This window comes from Mycoplasma buteonis, assembly GCF_000733865.1.
Taxonomy (GTDB): domain Bacteria; phylum Bacillota_I; class Bacilli_A; order Mycoplasmatales; family Metamycoplasmataceae; genus Mycoplasmopsis; species Mycoplasmopsis buteonis.
The window spans coordinates 13,510-31,124 of record NZ_JPOK01000006.1 but is presented as its reverse complement, the minus strand read 5'-3'; the positions used below and the strand labels follow the sequence as shown (position 1 = coordinate 31,124).

Below are 17,615 nucleotides of genomic sequence, written 5' to 3'. Positions count from 1 at the left end.
TTACACTACTTTTTTTCCTTGTCATTTTTATGCATTTGGGTATATGAATAAATTTTTTCAGCAAGTTCTTGTTTTGACATAGTTTCGTAACCGTAAATTTTTAACATTTTTGCTATTTCAAAAAGTTGTTCGTTAGGTAATTCTAATAATTTTTTAATTTCAGTTTTTTGTTCTTCGCTAACAGTTTGAGTTTCTTGAGCAGTAGAGCTCTCTTCTGTTTCTTGGTTATCACTAAATCCATCTTCTGTAGTTTGGTCTTGATTCATTTGACTAAAATCAAAGTTAAAACCAGCATTATTTTTTTGAAAATCATTTAAATATTGCATCATTTGACGTTGTTGCTCAATGATAGAATTTCTAATATGCACAGCATTAAATTGTTTTCTAATTCTTGAAACTGGAATTTGTACGCCTAATCAAATTAAGACTGTAAGAATAACAAAAACAATTTGAATAATTCAGAAAATTTGAAGAGTAGGAGCATCATCACTAAAATTATATGTTTGTCCACTTCCACTATTGAAAATAGCGTTTCAAAGAATTTGAAATAAATTGTAAAAACCTAAAAATGAAAGGGTAAGTAAAGAACCATTTGATAATTTAGAAAAATCTTTTGCTTTATAAGACGAAATAACACCTTTGATATAAAATGCAATAACTAATGAAAGTATTACTAAAATCGCAAGTGCATATCCAATTATATTAAAAATAATTTGACGAATAATTTGAGAGCTTTCAGGTTGAATTGCAAGTATTGTTTTGTAAGATTTCTCTATTTCAGCATAAATACTTTGGTAGTTAATTGCTGGATAAATTACCATTGCTATTGCAAAAGCTAAAAGAATCAAAATACCAATACCTAAAGTGATAATTCAAGGTCTATATTTTTGTTTTTCTGATTCTCAAAGCTGTGCGATAGTTGTATTGTCGTTAACTAAATTAAACATATTTCTCCTATTCTGAAGTTGCTAGACTTTGCTCGTTTTGAATAAATTCATCAAAATCAAAACCAGAAACTTCGAATTCTTTTGGCATTGGTGAGTATAATGTAATTCTTTTATTTAAAATTGGGTGAATGAATGTTAATTTATAAGCATGTAAACGTTGTCCGAAATCATCAATTTGCTTATTATAAATAGGGTCACCATAAATTGGATTTTTAATAAATGCCATATGTACACGAATTTGGTGGGTTCTTCCCGTTTCTAATTCACATTGAATTAAAGTTTTTGGAAGACCGTCTAAATAAAATGTTTTTAATAAAGTAGCGTAAGTTACAGCGTGTTTAGAATTTTGGTTAGTAACTGCCATTTTTTGACGATCTTTAACACTTCTTCCGATAGGCAAGTCAAGTTTGATTTTTTTATCTTGTAAAATACCATCACAAATAGCTAAATATGAACGATGAATGTCATGTTTAGCAAACATTTCTGAAAGTAACTTATGAGTATTATTATCTTTTGCAATAATTAATAATCCACTTGTATCCTTATCAATACGGTGAACTATTCCTGGACGAAGTACTCCGTTTTCATTTGATAAATTATTTTTAAAGTGATATAAGAGTCCATTGACTAAAGTATTTTCACTATGTCCAGGCGCCGGATGAACAATCATTCCACTTGGTTTATTAATTACACAAAGATAATCATCTTCATAAACAATATCTAGTTGCATTTCTTGTGGTTCGATATTAATTTCTTTATCAATTACTCTTTCAATTTTAATTTCTTGTCCCTCACGAACTTGAAATTTTGGTTTATTAACTATCATTCCGTCTACAGAAATTACATTTTCTGCAATTAATTGCTTAATATCATTTCTTGAAATTTCAGTATTATTGGCAATATATTTGTCAATTCTGTCTTTGTATAAAACTTTTAATTCAATCATATCTTAAATTATATATTATAAAGCGATATTTTAGTCGCTCGCAAATCATTTGAGAATAGCTTATTCACGGAATAATTTGTTTTGTTTTTTATATTCGTACTCTTTGACAGTTTCTTTTAGCATTTTAATGCAATATTCATCACTAAAAGGCATAACTTTTTGTGCATGTAATCATAAAATTGTTAAGTAATAAACAAGAATTTTTTGTTGAACTAAGTATTCTTCTCAGTAACTATCATATTCATTTAAAAAGATTTCTTCTTGTTCCTCAGTTAAAAATGATCCACAAATAAAGTAAGCTAAATCAAAATGTTTGTCACCCATTGAAGAATATTCTCAATCAATAAAAAATACTTTATCATTTTCATCTACTAAAATATTACCTAAGTATAAATCGTTGTGCAATGGACGATTATTTTCAGAGTTTTTTAAAATTAAGTTAATTCTTTTATAGTATTCATCAAGTACATCTATTTTTATATTTTTTTCTTGAAGTACTTTGCGATATTCTTTCACACGAGCCGCAATGTTTCTTTTAGGGAATTTTAGTTCTGAATCATGCAATTTTTTAAAATTGTTAGCAATTTGTTTAAGTACATTTGGTGTAAATTCTAATTTTTTAGTTTTGATTAACTCTCAAATCACCTCTGAATCATCGTTTTTTATTAATTTAGGAACAAAATCAAAATTTTGTAGGATTTCATAATTTAATTTATGATTAAAATTATTTTTAATCTTTTCTTGGTAAAAATATTTACCATCTTGGTAGGAAATATTAGTGTGTCCCTGTTCAATTTTTGTTTTCATTTTTCTCCTTTAACTTTATTAAATATAATTTTATTATAAATTGACTAAATTAAACTTTATAAGGGGAGAAATGAAACAAACCATAGTTTTAGATATTGGAAACACAACAATAGATGTAGCTTTTTTCAATGAAAATACACTATATAAAACAGCTAAGTTTTACCATGAAGATATTGAACAAGAATTTTTATATGCTATTGCTAGTGAGATTAGTTCTAATTCGAAGTTAGTGGTTGGTTATGTAAATAAAACAGCTTTTAATTTAGTTTATAAATACTTAAAAAACTTTTTTAGTTCAATTCAAATTATTAATGACTATACAAAATGAGATTTTAATGTAGCAGCCGGTTTAAAATTTGATGAATTAGGTATAGATATTAAAGCTATTTGTCAATATTTAAAAGATAATAAGATTGCAAAAAGTCATATTTTTATGCTCGGAAGTGCTAATGTAAAGCTAAATTACACTGATTTTAACCTAAAAAGTGTATCTATTTCACCTGGATTAGAACTACAATTTAATGCTTTAAAAGACTACATTTATGCCTTTAATTCACTCAATTTTAATGATATTTCACAGCTTATTACAGATGAATTAAGTAGTGGTAAAAACACAAAAGAAGCTATTGCTTTAGGGTTAAAAAACAGCTTAATTGAGCTTGTTTTACCATATAATTCAGATGATATTTTAATTACCGGATGTAATTTAAAATACCTACCTATAATAATAAAAAATAATCCAAATAAATATGATTATAACCTAGTGTTAAAAGCATATTTTTGAGTGTCAACCATTACCTATAAGAAATAATTTTATATATAATTGGAATATGAAAAATAATAGACAATATTCTGATGCAGAAAGAAATACTCTTTGACAAAAACGAATTATCCCTGCACTTATTTTAGGTTTAGGTTTCATTTTAGTCTTAGCTTTATTTCGTTTTTCGTTTTTTAATGCTACAGATTTATTCGAAAATCAAAAAGTACTATTTTGATCTTTCAGAATTATCAGCATTACAATTTTCCTTTTCTTATCATTGTGAATTTTTTATGAATTAGCAAAAGCATTTGTTGATCATAAATATTTCGCGATTTTATTATCCTTAATTTTAATTCTTAATGTTTTGTTAGGACCAAGTTGATTTACAAATATTTTATTAAATACTAATACTGAAATCAGATTTGCTAATAAACTGTTTTCAATGTATTTAATTTCAAGTGATTTTGGAATAAATCTTTGAGTAATATTATTATCATCTTTTGTTTTCTTTACTATTAGAATTATTGTTTTAAAAAATAATTTTGTTTTGAAAGAGCTTTTTATTAAAACTATATATTTTCTTATTAGTCTAGTTATTTTAAATTTCTTTTTACGTAGCTTTATTTTATTTTTAACATCCCAAAATGGACTTGAATACATTTTGCTTGTTTTAATTATTGCTATGAGTAGTGATATTGGTGGTTTTTTTGGTGGTCGCTTTTTAGGACACAAAATTTTTACAAGAAAATTAGCACCTACAATTAGTCCTAAAAAAACAATTGAAGGAGCATTGGTAGGATACTTTATTGCTTTATTTTTAGCTTTTATTTTTATTTTTACTTGACATGGAATTGCAACAGGAGTTGGTACAAGCCAAAATTTAGGAGTAGCATTACTTGATAGTGATAATAATTCAAATTTAAGAATTATTTTAATTGTATTTGCTATTTTTGCACCATTATTTGCAATTACTGGTGATTTATTCTTTTCATTAATTAAAAGAAAATTAGGTATCAAAGATTTTTCAAAATTATTATTAGATCATGGTGGTATTTTAGATAGAGTGGATAGCATTGCAACAATTTTTGCATTTTTATGTTTATTGTTATTTTTACAATAACGAGAGGGATATATGAATAAAAAATTTAAAGACCCTGCGTTTTCAAAATTGATGGAATTTATTGGTATTAAATTCCTATCAGATTTTGAATACGCATATGTTAAAGATTCTGCTATTAGTTTAGAATACGATGATGATAACAATCCATATTTTATTTGTACTATCTGTATTCCTCAAATCCCTTCGGTAGAACAATATTTAAAATTGCATGATTCAATTATTAACGGTAAAGCAACAATTAAAACGGAATATCAAATTATTTCTTATACAATTGAGCAACCTACAGTTGCTAAGTTTTTTAGTGATTTAATACTGTGTCACACTAAATTACAACCTTTAAGAAAGTATTTAAACAATATAAATTCTTTAAAGTATTCAGATTCTAAGCAAAAATGAATTTTTAATTATTCAGAACTTAAAGAAAATTTAAAAATTGATGAATTGCTTTATTTTGCTGAAATGATTATGCAAAAATTAGGTTTTAAAGATTTTTATGTTCAACCATTTTATGTTGGTACTCAATTTGATCATGATGAAACTTCTAAACTACTAGAACAAATCAATATTCAAATCGCAAATGATGAAAAGAGTAATTTGGATAATTCTAGCACTTTTGAAAAAGCTAAAAAGCAAGCTCTTAGCAACAATTACGAAAAAAACAAGTATCGTAAAGCAGAATTTAAAAGTACTACAATTACTGAAATTCAAAATCTACCTGAAGAAGCTTTCAATATGAGGGTAGCTTTTGAAGGGATGATTTATAAAAAAGATATCTCTACTTTTGGACAAACAAATTATTATCATTTTTATTTAACTGATTTTCATGAAGCTATTAAAGTTTCTGTTAAATCAAATAACCCTGAGACACACCTTCAAAATCTAAAAGAGGATGATTGAATTTATGCACAAGGTGAGGTTAGAAGTAATGTTTTTGATAACACAAAAACTATCCAAGTCTTTAGTGATGTTAATATTCGTAAAATAGAATCTCCTATTAAAAAAAGAGTTGATGATGCAACAGAAAAAAGATGTGAAATTTCTGCTCGTTCAAAAATGAGTACTATGGATGGACTTTTATCAGCTACCGAAATTGTTAATATAGCTAAAGACATGGGACATAAAGCTGTTGCTATTTTAGATTCCAATAGCGTGCAAGCTTTTCCTGAATTTGTCTCTGCTGCTAAAAAAGCTGGTATCAAACCAATTTATGGTGTAACTTTTGATGTAATTAATCAAAACAATAAAGCAATTTTAACTGAAAAATTTGTGAATTTAGATTTGTCTAAAAGTGAGGTAGTTTCATTTGATATCGAAACAACTCATTTATCACCAAAAATTGGAGATATTATTGAATTTGGTGGTTCTTTAGTGGTAGATGGAATTATTAAAGAAAACTATCAGTTTTTCATGAAAGCTAAAGAACAACTTAGAACCTTTACAATCAATCTTACAAATATTACAGACGAAATGTTAGCTGAAAAAGGACTAAGTGAAAAAGAGGGATTAGCTAAAATTTATCAAATTTTAAATAATCGTATTGCTCTTGCTCATAATGCTAATTTCGATATGCATTTTATTATGCAAAAATTTTTAGATAATGAAATGGAGCTTCCTAATACGGTATTTATTGACTCGTTAGTTATTTCACGTCTTGTTTTTAATGATAAAGCTAAGCATGCACTAGGAGACTTTTGTAAAAACTTAGGTGTTGAGTATGATTCTGAAGTCGCTCACCGTGCCGATTATGATGCTGAGGTACTTGCTAAAGCATGAGTTTCTGTTCTTGGTAATTTGCGTCAAATGGGAATTGTTGACTTAAGTAGTCTATATAGCTATGAGCAAGATGAACTAAGAAACAAAACACGTCCTACTCAAATTAGTGTTTTAGCAAAAAATCAAGAAGGAATTAAAGAGATTTTTAAATTAGTTACAAAATCTTTAACAGAACGTTTTTATAAAGCTCCAAAATTATTTTGAGAGGATATTCCTACAAACCATCCTAATTTATTAATTGGTTCTAGCGGTTTAAAAGGTGAATTAATCGATTCTGTTTTTTATTCAAGTGACTTTAAAATTAATCAAATAATTGATAAATTTGATTATATTGAAGTGCCGCACCCTGATGCTCTCACTCATTTAATTGATGAAAATGATTTTACAAAGCAGCATATAGAAAAGCTATTAACTGATTTAATTTATAAAGCAAAAAGAAAAAATAAAGTAGTTACTGCTATTGGAGATGTTCGTTACGAAAATAAAGATGATCAAATTTTCTATAAATCTTTAGTGTATTCAAAAGGGATTGGGAACGTTCCTCACTTTTTATTTAATTACACTAAAGCAAAGGCAGGAAATTTAAAAATTCCTAATTTATATTATTTAACAACAAAAGAGATGCTTCATCAGTTTAGCTTTTTAAACGATTTAGATTTAATCAAAGAAATTGTTATTTATAACCCAAACAAAATTGCTGATAGCATTGAAGAAAATTTAATTATTATTCATGATAAACTTTACACACCTATTTTTGATGATTCAAAAAATAAACTTAAGGAATTAGTTTATAAAAATGCACATGAAAAATATGGTGAAGAATTACCGCAAATTGTTGCTGAGCGACTTGAAAAAGAAATTACACCTATTTTAAAATACGGTTTTGATGTTGTGTACTGAATTTCTCACAAGTTAGTTAAAAAATCAACTGATAATGGTTACTTAGTTGGTAGTCGTGGTTCAGTTGGTTCTTCATTAATTGCAACTATGGCTGGAATAACTGAAGTTAATCCGCTACCACCTCATTATGTTTGTCCAAGTTGTAAACATTTTGAACTTTCAGAAATCGAAGGGATTACTTCTGGATTTGACTTAGATGATAAAAATTGTCCAAGTTGCGATGTTTTAATGACAAAAGATGGACAAACTATTCCTTTTGAAACTTTTTTAGGATTTAATGCTGATAAAGTTCCTGATATTGACTTAAACTTTTCAGGTGATTTTCAAGCTGAAGTTCATAATGAAGTCAAAAGACTTTTTGGTGAAAGCCATACTTTTAGAGCTGGAACTATTTCTACAATTCGTTCTAAAACAGGTTTTGGTTATATTAAAAAAGCTTGTGAAGATTACGGTTTTAAATATTCGAATAATTTTATGGACTTTTTATCAACTAAGCTAGAAGGTGTTAAACGTACAACAGGTCAGCACCCAGGAGGAATTATTATTATTCCGAAAGAATTTGATGTAGAGGATTTTACACCATCAAATTATCCGGCTGATGATATTTCAATTGACTGAAAAACAACCCACTTTGATTTCCATGCAATTCATGATAATGTTCTAAAATTAGATATTTTAGGTCACGTAGATCCTACTGCTATTAGAATGCTTGAAAAATTAACAGGTTTAGATGTTAAAAAAGATGTTCCTAAAAAAGATTTAAAAGTTCTTTCGCTGTTTTCTAGTACAAAAGAACTTAATATTACTCCTGAATCTATTGGTGGAGAAATTACAGGTGCACTCGGGTTACCTGAATTTGGTACTAACTTTGTTCGTCGTATGCTTTATGAAGCTTCACCAAAAAGCTTTGCGGATTTAATTTCTTTATCAGGTTTATCCCATGGAACTGATGTTTGAACAAATAATGCACAAGATTTAATTAAAAATAACAATATGACAATTAAAGATGTTATTTCTTGTCGTGATGATATTATGGTTTATTTAATGAATAAAGGTGTAGATCCGCTACAATCTTTTAAAATTATGGAACAAGTTCGTAAAGGTAAGAGTGTTAATGATGAACAAGTTGCCGAGTTAAAAAAACATAATGTACCTGATTGATACATAGAAAGTATGAAGAAAATTAAGTATATGTTCCCTAAGGCTCACGCAACTGCTTACGTTTTAATGGCGTGAAGAATTGCTTGATTCAAACTTTATTATCCATTAGAATACTATGCAACCTACTTAACTACGAGGGTTGAAGAATTTGATATCGTTGTTTTATCAAATGACTATGGATGTAAAAAAATTAACGCTAAATTAAAAGAATTAGAAGCTATATCATCAAAAGACCGTAAAGTAAAAGATACCGAGTTAATCCAAACACTAGAAATAGCTAGAGAACTATATGCTCGTGGTTTTGGAATTTCTAATATTAATTTAAATGAATCTTTAGCTAAAGAATGAACTATTGATTTTAAAGCAAAAACATTAATTCCGCCTTTTAGTTCTCTAAAAGGACTGGGAATTTCAGCGGCTGAAAAAATAGTTTTAGCACGTGAAGAAAGTCCTTTTAGATCTAAAGAGGACTTTAAGAAGCGTAGTTCAATTAATCAAACTTTATTTGGTGCTTTAGAAGAACTTGGAGTATTAAAAGATTTAGACGATACCGATCAAATGACTTTATTTTAAAGTTTAGTAAAATAATAAGTAAGGAGATATTAATGATTAAACAAAATATAACACAGTTTGTAACTGACAAAGAAGAATGATTAAAAGCTCAAAATGATGCTTTAAATTATTTACAAATGAAAGAAAAAGAAGCTGGTAAAACTAAAACAAAAGTTACACAGGCGGAAATTATTGGATTAGCTAAAAATGCTTATATTGAAATGAAAAAAGATGAAGTCTTTCGCTTAAATATAGCTAACCCTAAAATATTACCTTTTGTACCTGTCGTATCAGATGTTAAGTGTACTGTTGAAGAATTAAATTTTACTTTTACAACTTATTTTATTGATAATTTTTCAGACTTTAAAATTGACTTTCAACCAGAAGCAAAATTTGAATATGATTCTAATTACGAAACAAAAATTGCAGAATTTCAAAAAAGTTTTTTAAGTGCTTACACTTTTTATTTAGATAGCCAAAATCCAGTTCAAGAAAAAGATATGGTTGAACTTGAAGGAAGCTACAAAGATGTTACAGGGAAAGCACAAGAAGGAAAAGTGTCAGTTTTAGCCGACTCAAAATCTAATGTCATTCATGCTCAAAAGGTTTTAAATCACAAAGTTGGTGATGTATTAAGTTATGAACAAGACGGAAATGAAATTAGCTTAAAAATTACAGCTATTAAATCTCCAAAAGTGATGCCGATTACTGATGAAAATGTTTCACTTATGGGATTTGAAAAATTTAAAACACAGCAAGATGTATTAAATGAAGTAAAAGAGACAGTTTTACATCAAATTTTTTCTGATGAATTATTTAAATATGGACAAAAATTAATTACTGAAATTTTAAGAAAAAACGATCCAATTAAAATTCCGGAAGTAGTTATTACTCAAGCACTTGCTGAAACAAGTAACGGAGAAAAACCAACTAAAGAATTAATTGAACGTACTGAAAATATGATTTCACAATATTTTTGAATGAGTTTAATTTCAAAAACTTTAGATATTCAACCAACAGAAACAGAAATGGAAGCAGAAAAGAAATTAGTACAACAATTTTTAGGTCAAATGGACGATCGTAACCTGGATTTAGGTAGAATCGGATATATGATTATCAGTAAAAAACTTGCACTTTACTTTTTAAATAAATATGAAGCAGACAAATTTCAGTTTGTTACAAACTTAGTTCCTCATTTTTGATAATACTAAATATAAAACATACTTAATTTAAGTGTGTTTTTATTTTTAATTAAATTTAAAATATTTATACAGATTAACTAAATAAATATATATTCAAAAAATAAAAAAGTTTTATAATAAATGTAATGAAAAATATTACAAATAAAAAACAATGTTTTAGCGATTTTGTGATTGCAGTCCATTCATTAGTCTATTTAGCTCATAAAAAAACTTTTATATCTAGCAAAGAGCTAAGCGAAAATGTTAATGCAAATGCTGTGAGAATTAGAAGTGTTCTAAGTTTATTTATTAAACAAAAATGAATTGAAGTTCAAAAAGGACAAAATGGTGGTTACAAGCTGCTTGTTAGTTCTGAAAATATTACAGTAGATTTAGTTTTAAAAATAATGGATTTAGATTTAATTAATTATTCTTGAAGTAGCGGTAATATGGAACTAGAATGTAAAATTTCTAAAAATATTTCACAGTATATGCATTCATTAGTTTATTTACTAAATCAAAATGCAATGCAATTATTATCGACAGTTACAATTAGTAGTATTGAAAAAAAATTAACAACTAAATAAAAAGGAGAAGTATGAAAAAATATGATTTATTAGTTATTGGTTGAGGTAAAGGTGGAAAAACACTAGCTGCCACATTAGCTAAAAAAGGCTGAAAAATCGCATTAGTTGAAAAAGATCCTCTTATGTACGGTGGTACATGTATTAACGTAGGTTGTTTACCTTCTAAATCATTTGCTCACAGTGCTAAATCACTTCAAGAAATGCGTAAATTAGGACTTGAAACAAGTTACGAACAAAATGCATTTTTCTATGAACAATCTTTAGCTTATAAAAGAGCTTTTGTTAAAAAATTAAATGCTAAAAATCACGGAATTTTAGCTAACTCAGAAAACGTAGATTTATATTTAGGAGTTGCAAGTTTTACAAGTGAAAAAGTAGTTTCAGTAGCACTTGCTAACGGTGAAACACAAGAGTTAACAGCTGATAAAATTGTTATTAACACAGGAGCTAAGTCAAGAGAATTAGCATTTAAAGGTTTAGATACAACAAAAGGAATTATTTATTCAAATCAAGCTTTACAATTAGATAATTTACCTAGAAAAATGCTTATTGTCGGAGCTGGATTTATTGGTTTAGAATTTGCAAATTACTTTAATCAATTTGGTTCAAATGTTTCTGTATTTCAACATAACGAATCATTTTGTCCAACAGAAGATGATGAAGATGCAAAAGTAATGCTTGATACACTTTTAAAACAAAATGTAGATATTCAATTTAACGTTCAAGTTTTAGAATTCTCTAATGTTGATAACCAAGTTAAAGTTGTTTATAACCAAAATGGTGAGCAAAAAGAAGAACTTTTTGACAATGTACTTTTAGCAACTGGTAGAGTTCCTAACTTAGATGATCTTAATTTAGAAACAGCTAACATTAAAGTTGAACGTGGAGCAATTGTAGTTGATGATAAACTTGAAACATCAGTAAAAGATGTTTATGCAATTGGTGACGTTAAAGGTGGTGCAATGTTTACATACGTTTCCCTTGATGATAGTAGAATTTTATTAAGCCACTGATTAGATTTACCAAATAAAAGATATTTATCAGATCGTGAATGATTACCTTGATCAACATTCATCGATCCATCTTATGCACGTGCAGGTTACAACGAAAAAGAATTAAAAGCAAAAGGTATTGCATATTCAGTTAAATATGCTCCAACAATGTCAATTCCTAAAGCGCACGTAATTAACGAAACTGAAGGATTTACTAAAATTTTAATTAATGATAATGATGAAATTGTTGGTGCAGTATTATTCCACTATGAAGCACATGAAATGATTAACATACTTGCTCTAGCAATTAAATTAAAAATTAAATATACTTATTTAAGAGATTTTATTTACACACACCCAACATTTACTGAAAGTTTAAATGATATTTTAAAATAAATCGGTTAATGAAAAACACATCCAATAAGTAGGATGTGTTTTTTTATACTGGCATTATCTAATAAATTTTTGGTTATGTAAATTATAAATGACTCAAGAAGTCTTTTAATTTGTTAAATGTAATGTTGTCACTAGTGTTAGTCTTAATTTCTTTGTAAATAATTTTTCCATCTTTATCTACAACGAAAACGCTACGTGCGCATAAATTAATTTCTTCAATTAGAACACCTAATTCCTTAGCGAGAGCTAATTTTTGGTAGTCACTGTATAATTTTACATTACCTACTTCATGACTATCTTTATAAGCTGCTAAAGCACTTGGTAAATCAACTGAAAAAGCTAAAAAATTAATTTTTGGAAAATCTTTACTTAAGTCTCCCATAGATAAAACTTGTAGCTCGCAAACACGTGTATCTACAGATGGATAAGTAGTTAACACTGTATAGTCATGTTTAAGTTTTAATTCCTCTGCAAAAAATGTACCAGGAGCAACAGCTGAAGTTAAAGTAACTGTATCTCCTACATTTTTTTCATTTCCTAAAAGATTTAAATCTCTTGCTGCAAATTTAACTTTCATTTTTTCTCCTAATCTAAAAATTGTTCTAAATATTTTCCTAATCCAGATTCATTGCATGTAAATTCAGTAACGTCATCAGCTACTGCAATTAATTCAGGAACTGAATTTTTCATTGCCACCAGCTTACCAATTTTACCTTGACATGAAGCATCATTTAATGAATCTCCAATATGAATTGCATTTTTAGGATTTATCCCAACCATTTTGCAATAAGTTTCTTCTGCTGATCCTTTTGAAACATCAAAAGCAGTAATTTCTAAAATATTATTTGAACTTCCACTAATAGATACTTCTAGCTTTCCTGCAAATTTATTTTTTCATTCTTGTGCTAACTTAGCAATTTTTTTCTTTGAAACTGTTCAAACTAGTGCTTTATTAACATCAATATCATTTTGATATTGATTATATGTTCTAGCGGTAGCTTTGCCAAATTGCATTATCATTTTATAAAACTTCTTTTTAACAAATGCTTGTTGCTTGACGTTTGAATTGAAAACAACAAAGCAATTATTTTTAGCAATTTCATTGAATAATTCTTGTGCAATTTCACTTGGTATTGTGGCTTTTTGAACAACTTCTAAATTACGAACTATTTGAGCACCATTTCAAGCGATGAAATCTTTGGTACCTAGTAAATTCATTAAATTTAAAGTTGTAGCATTCATACCTCTACCTGTTGAAGGCACAATTTTAATTTCTTTGCTAAGTTTTTTAATTACACTAATTGTGTACTCTGAAGGTAATTTTTGGAATCATTTTTCAGCTGGTGCATCAAGTGCTGTTCCGTCTAAATCAATGAATATAATCTCTGGTTTTTTCATACTTTAATTATAACAATACTAAGCTAAATATTTAGTTAAGTTTTTAGCTTTTCTAAATAGAAAAAACGCCAAAATGACGTTTTATTTTTTACGAATTTTGATAATTCATTTAGCGAGCCCAAAACTAACTAAAGAAATACCACTAACGCTACCTAGAGCTATTCCTACTCATTTTCAAGGAGTACTTTGTTGTTTTTCTGGTTCTGCAGCCATGCTTTGAGAATTACTTGGAGTTTCTTGTGGATTTTCTAAATTAGGTTCTTCCTTAGCGGTAGGATTTTCTACTGGCGGATTTATAGGATCATCAGTTTTGATATCACCATTTTCTGTGTTTTCTTTAGGTTGATTAGAAAGATTATCTTTTGGTTGCTCTCTGTTATCGTTTAGATTTTCACTAGGAACATTTGGTAATGGATTTTCTTGTGTTGCAGGTTGTTTTGGAGCTGGTGTTATTTCTGGTTCGTTTTGAAGATTTTTGATTTTTTCTCAGAAGTTTTGATAACTTTGATTATTTTCTTGCAAGTTAGCATAGTCACTTAAATCTAAATTATCAGCTCTTTGCATAATTGCTTCAAACTCTTGATGTATCAAATTAAACTTCTCTTGTGTTAATTCTTGATTTTTTTGATTAATTTTTTGTCTTAACTGATTATTTTTTGTTGTTAAGTTTGCTTTTAATTCATTTAACTTAGTTTCATACTCTTGATTATAGTTTCTAATTGCAACATCAATTTGGTTACTCAAGGATGTTAGAATTTCTTTATTTTGTGTATTTTGGTTTACGTTTGTTTTTAAATCTTGATAAAGATTTAAATAAAATTTATTAACTTTGATTAACTCGCTTTCATTGTAAGTTTTATGCGTCTCTAAATTAGAATTTAAAATTTCTAATTTCTTTTTTATTTCTTCTAGCAATGTTGTTAAATCATCTTGCTGTTCTTTTTGTGAGTTTAAATAATCATTTTTAATTTTTTCTAGATAAAAGCTATGGTCATTAATTGTTTGTTTTAATTTCTCAACTTCACTAGTTTTAAAAATGTTTGCTCTAAATTGATCGTGCTTAATTTTAATTTCTTCTTTAAGGTTAGTAGGTAATTGTGAATATATTTGGTTTTCTTCAAATCTACTTAAATCAGTTTCAAGCTCGTCACGATAAATTTCTTGAACTTTTGTCATTTCTAGTTTTGCAAGTCATTTAGTAAGTTTTTCAATATGCTTTTCTAATAAGTTTAAAGTTTCTAATTCTGCATCTAAATAATTTTTTGCATTACTTAAGTCAGTTTTAAACTCTTGTTTTTGATTTTCTTCTCATTTAGATATCAGCTCAGAGTTTAAGTAATTAGTTAAATTCGTGTGTAATTTTTCTAAGGTAGCTGCTTTATGATCTAAACTTTGTGTTTCACTTACAATATCTAAAAAGTTTTTAACATTAATAGTGCTGTTTAACAAATTAAGATAATGTTTTTTGGTCGTTAAATTTAATGAAGCATTTTCTAATTTATTAATTTGAGTTAGAGGTTGAATATTGTTAAGCTGATCAATGTTTTGTTCTATTTTGTTAAACTCAGAAGCATCGTATTCATTTTCGGTTAGTTGTGTAATTTTTCTATAAAAAATTTGCTTTTGCTCTTCGGATAATTGATCTGCTTCCATGTTTTTGGTTTCTGCATTAACTACACTGTTTCAAAATACTTTAATTTTGCTGTCAATTTCTTTTATTTGACTAATAACTTGATTTAAATTAGCAATGTATTCACTAACTTGGATATCTATATTATTTTTTCTTGCTAGTTCTTGTTTTAAAAGATTAATAACTTGAGTATATTTTTCTACTAAATTACCATACTTGTATTTTTCGAATTTATAAGTAGATTGTAAGCTGGTGTATTCATTTATTTGCGCGTTAGCCAAAGAAATTGCGTTGACAAAATTATTAATTAAATTTAAAACGTTTTGTAATTGCACTTCTTGAGTATCTTCTAGATATGCATTAATTTGGTGCGCAAAAATATTTCCATTAGCAATTTGGTTAGAAGTTAATAAGTTGTTAATTTGTGTCAATCCGTTAATTTTTGCATCAAGATTACTACTGAAATTATTTAGTTGACTTTTTCAGCTTGCAAAATCAAAACTAAATAAATTTGAAATATCTAAAAGCTGGTTATTAAAATTTGAGACAATTGTTGTTAATTTTGCTTTTTTAGTTTCTAAGTAAGGTAAATCAAAATTAAAAATTTCTGATAATGTATTTTCTTTTGCTTTAGCAGTATTAACTACATTTTGAATTTCTTTTAAATTATTAATTAAATCATCATAGCTAGCAAAAAAAGAATTTAATGAAGCCAAGTCATCTGAAGTGTTAATTATTGAACCAATTGCTTGGTTATATTTTTCTGATATATTGGCGATTTTGCTAACATTTTCTTGTGTTAAAACAGTTAGGTTTGGTAAGTTATTTAGCTCAGCTGTTAGCTGAGAGATCTTTTCATTTTGCTGATTAACAGCATTATTTAATTGAGCAAATTTTTCTTTAAGCTGTTGCAACATTGCTACATGCTCTGGAGTTTCTTCTTCCATGGTGCTTAAAATATTTAAAAATTTAGCATCAAGATATAAAGCAAAATTACTGTAAGTATTTTGCTGAGCTTTGTAGTCATTAACAGTTTTTACAAATTGTTTGTACTCACTAGCGTATTGCGAAGGTATAGTAGTTGAACTAGATTCAAATTGATTTACATTACGAGCTTCATAAAAAGGATTAGCAGCAACAGTACGATACGCTTTAATTTTAACATCTTGATTTTCAGTAAACTTGTAATTATCTAAAGTCAAAAGAGCATTAGAGACATTCTCATTAATATGTTTTTGAGCTACCTTTGTGTAATTGTTTTGTCCTTTTGGTGAAACGTATACCTCAATATTGTAATCATATAAATTTCTACCTCTGATAGAAATTTTATTAGAGTTAGAAACAGGATTAGAGCTAATGTTTAGTCAGTCATTTCAAACTCAGTTGCGATAATAACCATTTTTTAATTCTTCATCAGTAAAGTAAAAATTACGTTTATAAATTGATTGAATTAATGAAGGACCAGGAAAATCCATATAAACAAAACCTAGTCTGGTTAATTGTTCATTATTTCGAAGGTATTCTAAAGCTTTTGGATTCATTCTTTCAGCATTATAATCAGGGTTACCACCAGAAGCAAAAGAAAGAAAGTTAGCAAAAAGTCAGTTTGTTTTTAAGGGTTCAACGTTTGATTTTTTTCATAGCTTATCAGCGACTATTAATTTATCATTTGCGTTATTAATATTAAATTCATCCTGAGTGGTATCTTTTCTGAATTTATATCAGTATCCTGAACCACCCATGTGGGAAGTATTTACCTTGTGGTGTCAAAAGTTCATAACGACGATTTTACCACGTAAATCTTTCATTTTTCAACTTAGCTTATAAGGATGAATACCTTCAGGATTATAGAGCATATTCTTGTATTTTTCTAAAACATTCATGTAGTTTTTAGATGCTAAGTTTGCAGAATATTGATCATTAACATTAATAGCATCAGCTTCATCTTTGATACGAAAAACAACAAATTCACTTGGATTTTCTTTTAAAAAACGTGCAAACTGAGACATGATGTTTTCAAAATTATCATTTAAAAAAGTAGGTCCATGACGCATATTTAAATCTCGATCGCTACGAAGATCAAAACCACGAATTCCCATATTTAACTGTCTAGTAATTGTTAAAGCTTGAGTTCTTGCTTTAGTTCAACCAAAAGTTCAGAAAAATCCATGTCCATTAAAAGCATCTGAATCGTGAGTAGATGGAATAGAAAGCTGTGAAAGTGTTTTTTCATCACTAACATTTTTCATTCAGTTATTAAAATGGTATTTTTCATATGGTTTAAAATTAGCGTCATTTCTCTCGTTAAAATTTACGTACGCTAAATTTTGTTTTCATACATTGTCTAAAGAAGCATCGCGGAATTCTCATTTACTACTAAATGTAGTTACCGTGGTAGCTGTTACTGTTGCAAGTGATAATAATTTTAAAACTGTCTTTCTTTTCATAGCTCTCCTTATTTT

Annotated in this window: 12 protein-coding genes; 6 read left to right on the top strand and 6 right to left on the bottom strand. The window is 27.6% G+C overall.

Going from position 1 to position 17,615, the window contains the following annotated elements:
* Nucleotides 1-5 precede the first annotated feature (5 nt).
* The 3 genes from EI91_RS01810 to EI91_RS01800 are packed head-to-tail and all read right to left on the bottom strand — an operon-like array spanning nucleotide 6 to nucleotide 2,700.
* Nucleotides 6-947 carry a hypothetical protein gene (locus EI91_RS01810; RefSeq protein WP_036452424.1) on the bottom strand — a complete coding sequence of 314 codons (942 nt, stop codon included), beginning with the start codon at nucleotides 945-947 and terminating at the stop codon, nucleotides 6-8.
* Between the two features lie 7 nt (nucleotides 948-954).
* The gene (locus EI91_RS01805; RefSeq protein ID WP_036452419.1) at nucleotides 955-1,893 is read right to left on the bottom strand and encodes an RluA family pseudouridine synthase; all 939 of its coding nucleotides are present in this window, start codon (nucleotides 1,891-1,893) and stop codon (nucleotides 955-957) included.
* A gap of 60 nt (nucleotides 1,894-1,953) precedes the next feature.
* The gene (locus EI91_RS01800; protein ID WP_036452418.1) at nucleotides 1,954-2,700 is read right to left on the bottom strand and encodes a phosphotransferase; all 747 of its coding nucleotides are present in this window, start codon (nucleotides 2,698-2,700) and stop codon (nucleotides 1,954-1,956) included.
* A gap of 70 nt (nucleotides 2,701-2,770) precedes the next feature.
* On the opposite strand from EI91_RS01800, the gene EI91_RS01795 reads away from it, so the two are divergent.
* From EI91_RS01795 to EI91_RS01770, 6 genes are all read left to right on the top strand, one after another.
* Nucleotides 2,771-3,511 (top strand): type III pantothenate kinase, encoded by a 741-nt coding sequence (locus EI91_RS01795; protein ID WP_036452417.1) that lies wholly within the window; start codon nucleotides 2,771-2,773, stop codon nucleotides 3,509-3,511.
* A 19-nt stretch (nucleotides 3,512-3,530) separates the two neighbouring features.
* Entirely contained in the window at nucleotides 3,531-4,583 is a 1,053-nt protein-coding gene (locus tag EI91_RS01790; protein WP_036452414.1) for a phosphatidate cytidylyltransferase, read from the top strand.
* A 12-nt stretch (nucleotides 4,584-4,595) separates the two neighbouring features.
* A complete protein-coding gene (locus EI91_RS01785) occupies nucleotides 4,596-8,990 on the top strand; it encodes a PolC-type DNA polymerase III (protein ID WP_036452412.1) in 4,395 nt (1,464 codons plus the stop codon).
* 32 nt (nucleotides 8,991-9,022) lie between these two features.
* Entirely contained in the window at nucleotides 9,023-10,174 is a 1,152-nt protein-coding gene (locus EI91_RS01780) for a trigger factor-related chaperone (protein ID WP_036452410.1), read from the top strand.
* A gap of 122 nt (nucleotides 10,175-10,296) precedes the next feature.
* Complete coding sequence (locus tag EI91_RS01775; protein ID WP_036452408.1) at nucleotides 10,297-10,737, top strand: Rrf2 family transcriptional regulator; 441 nt, start codon at nucleotides 10,297-10,299, stop codon at nucleotides 10,735-10,737.
* A gap of 11 nt (nucleotides 10,738-10,748) precedes the next feature.
* A complete protein-coding gene (locus EI91_RS01770; RefSeq protein WP_036452406.1) occupies nucleotides 10,749-12,125 on the top strand; it encodes a dihydrolipoyl dehydrogenase family protein in 1,377 nt (458 codons plus the stop codon).
* 82 nt (nucleotides 12,126-12,207) lie between these two features.
* Here EI91_RS01770 and EI91_RS01765 read toward each other — a convergent pair whose 3' ends face one another.
* The 3 genes from EI91_RS01765 to EI91_RS01755 all read right to left on the bottom strand — a co-directional run bounded on the left by EI91_RS01765 (nucleotide 12,208) and on the right by EI91_RS01755 (nucleotide 17,600).
* Nucleotides 12,208-12,702: a redoxin domain-containing protein gene (locus EI91_RS01765; RefSeq protein ID WP_036452404.1), complete on the bottom strand. Its 495-nt coding sequence runs from the start codon at nucleotides 12,700-12,702 to the stop codon at nucleotides 12,208-12,210.
* An 8-nt stretch (nucleotides 12,703-12,710) separates the two neighbouring features.
* A complete protein-coding gene (locus tag EI91_RS01760) occupies nucleotides 12,711-13,523 on the bottom strand; it encodes a Cof-type HAD-IIB family hydrolase (protein WP_036452402.1) in 813 nt (270 codons plus the stop codon).
* A gap of 81 nt (nucleotides 13,524-13,604) precedes the next feature.
* Entirely contained in the window at nucleotides 13,605-17,600 is a 3,996-nt protein-coding gene (locus EI91_RS01755) for a hypothetical protein (protein ID WP_036452400.1), read from the bottom strand.
* Nucleotides 17,601-17,615 lie beyond the last annotated feature (15 nt).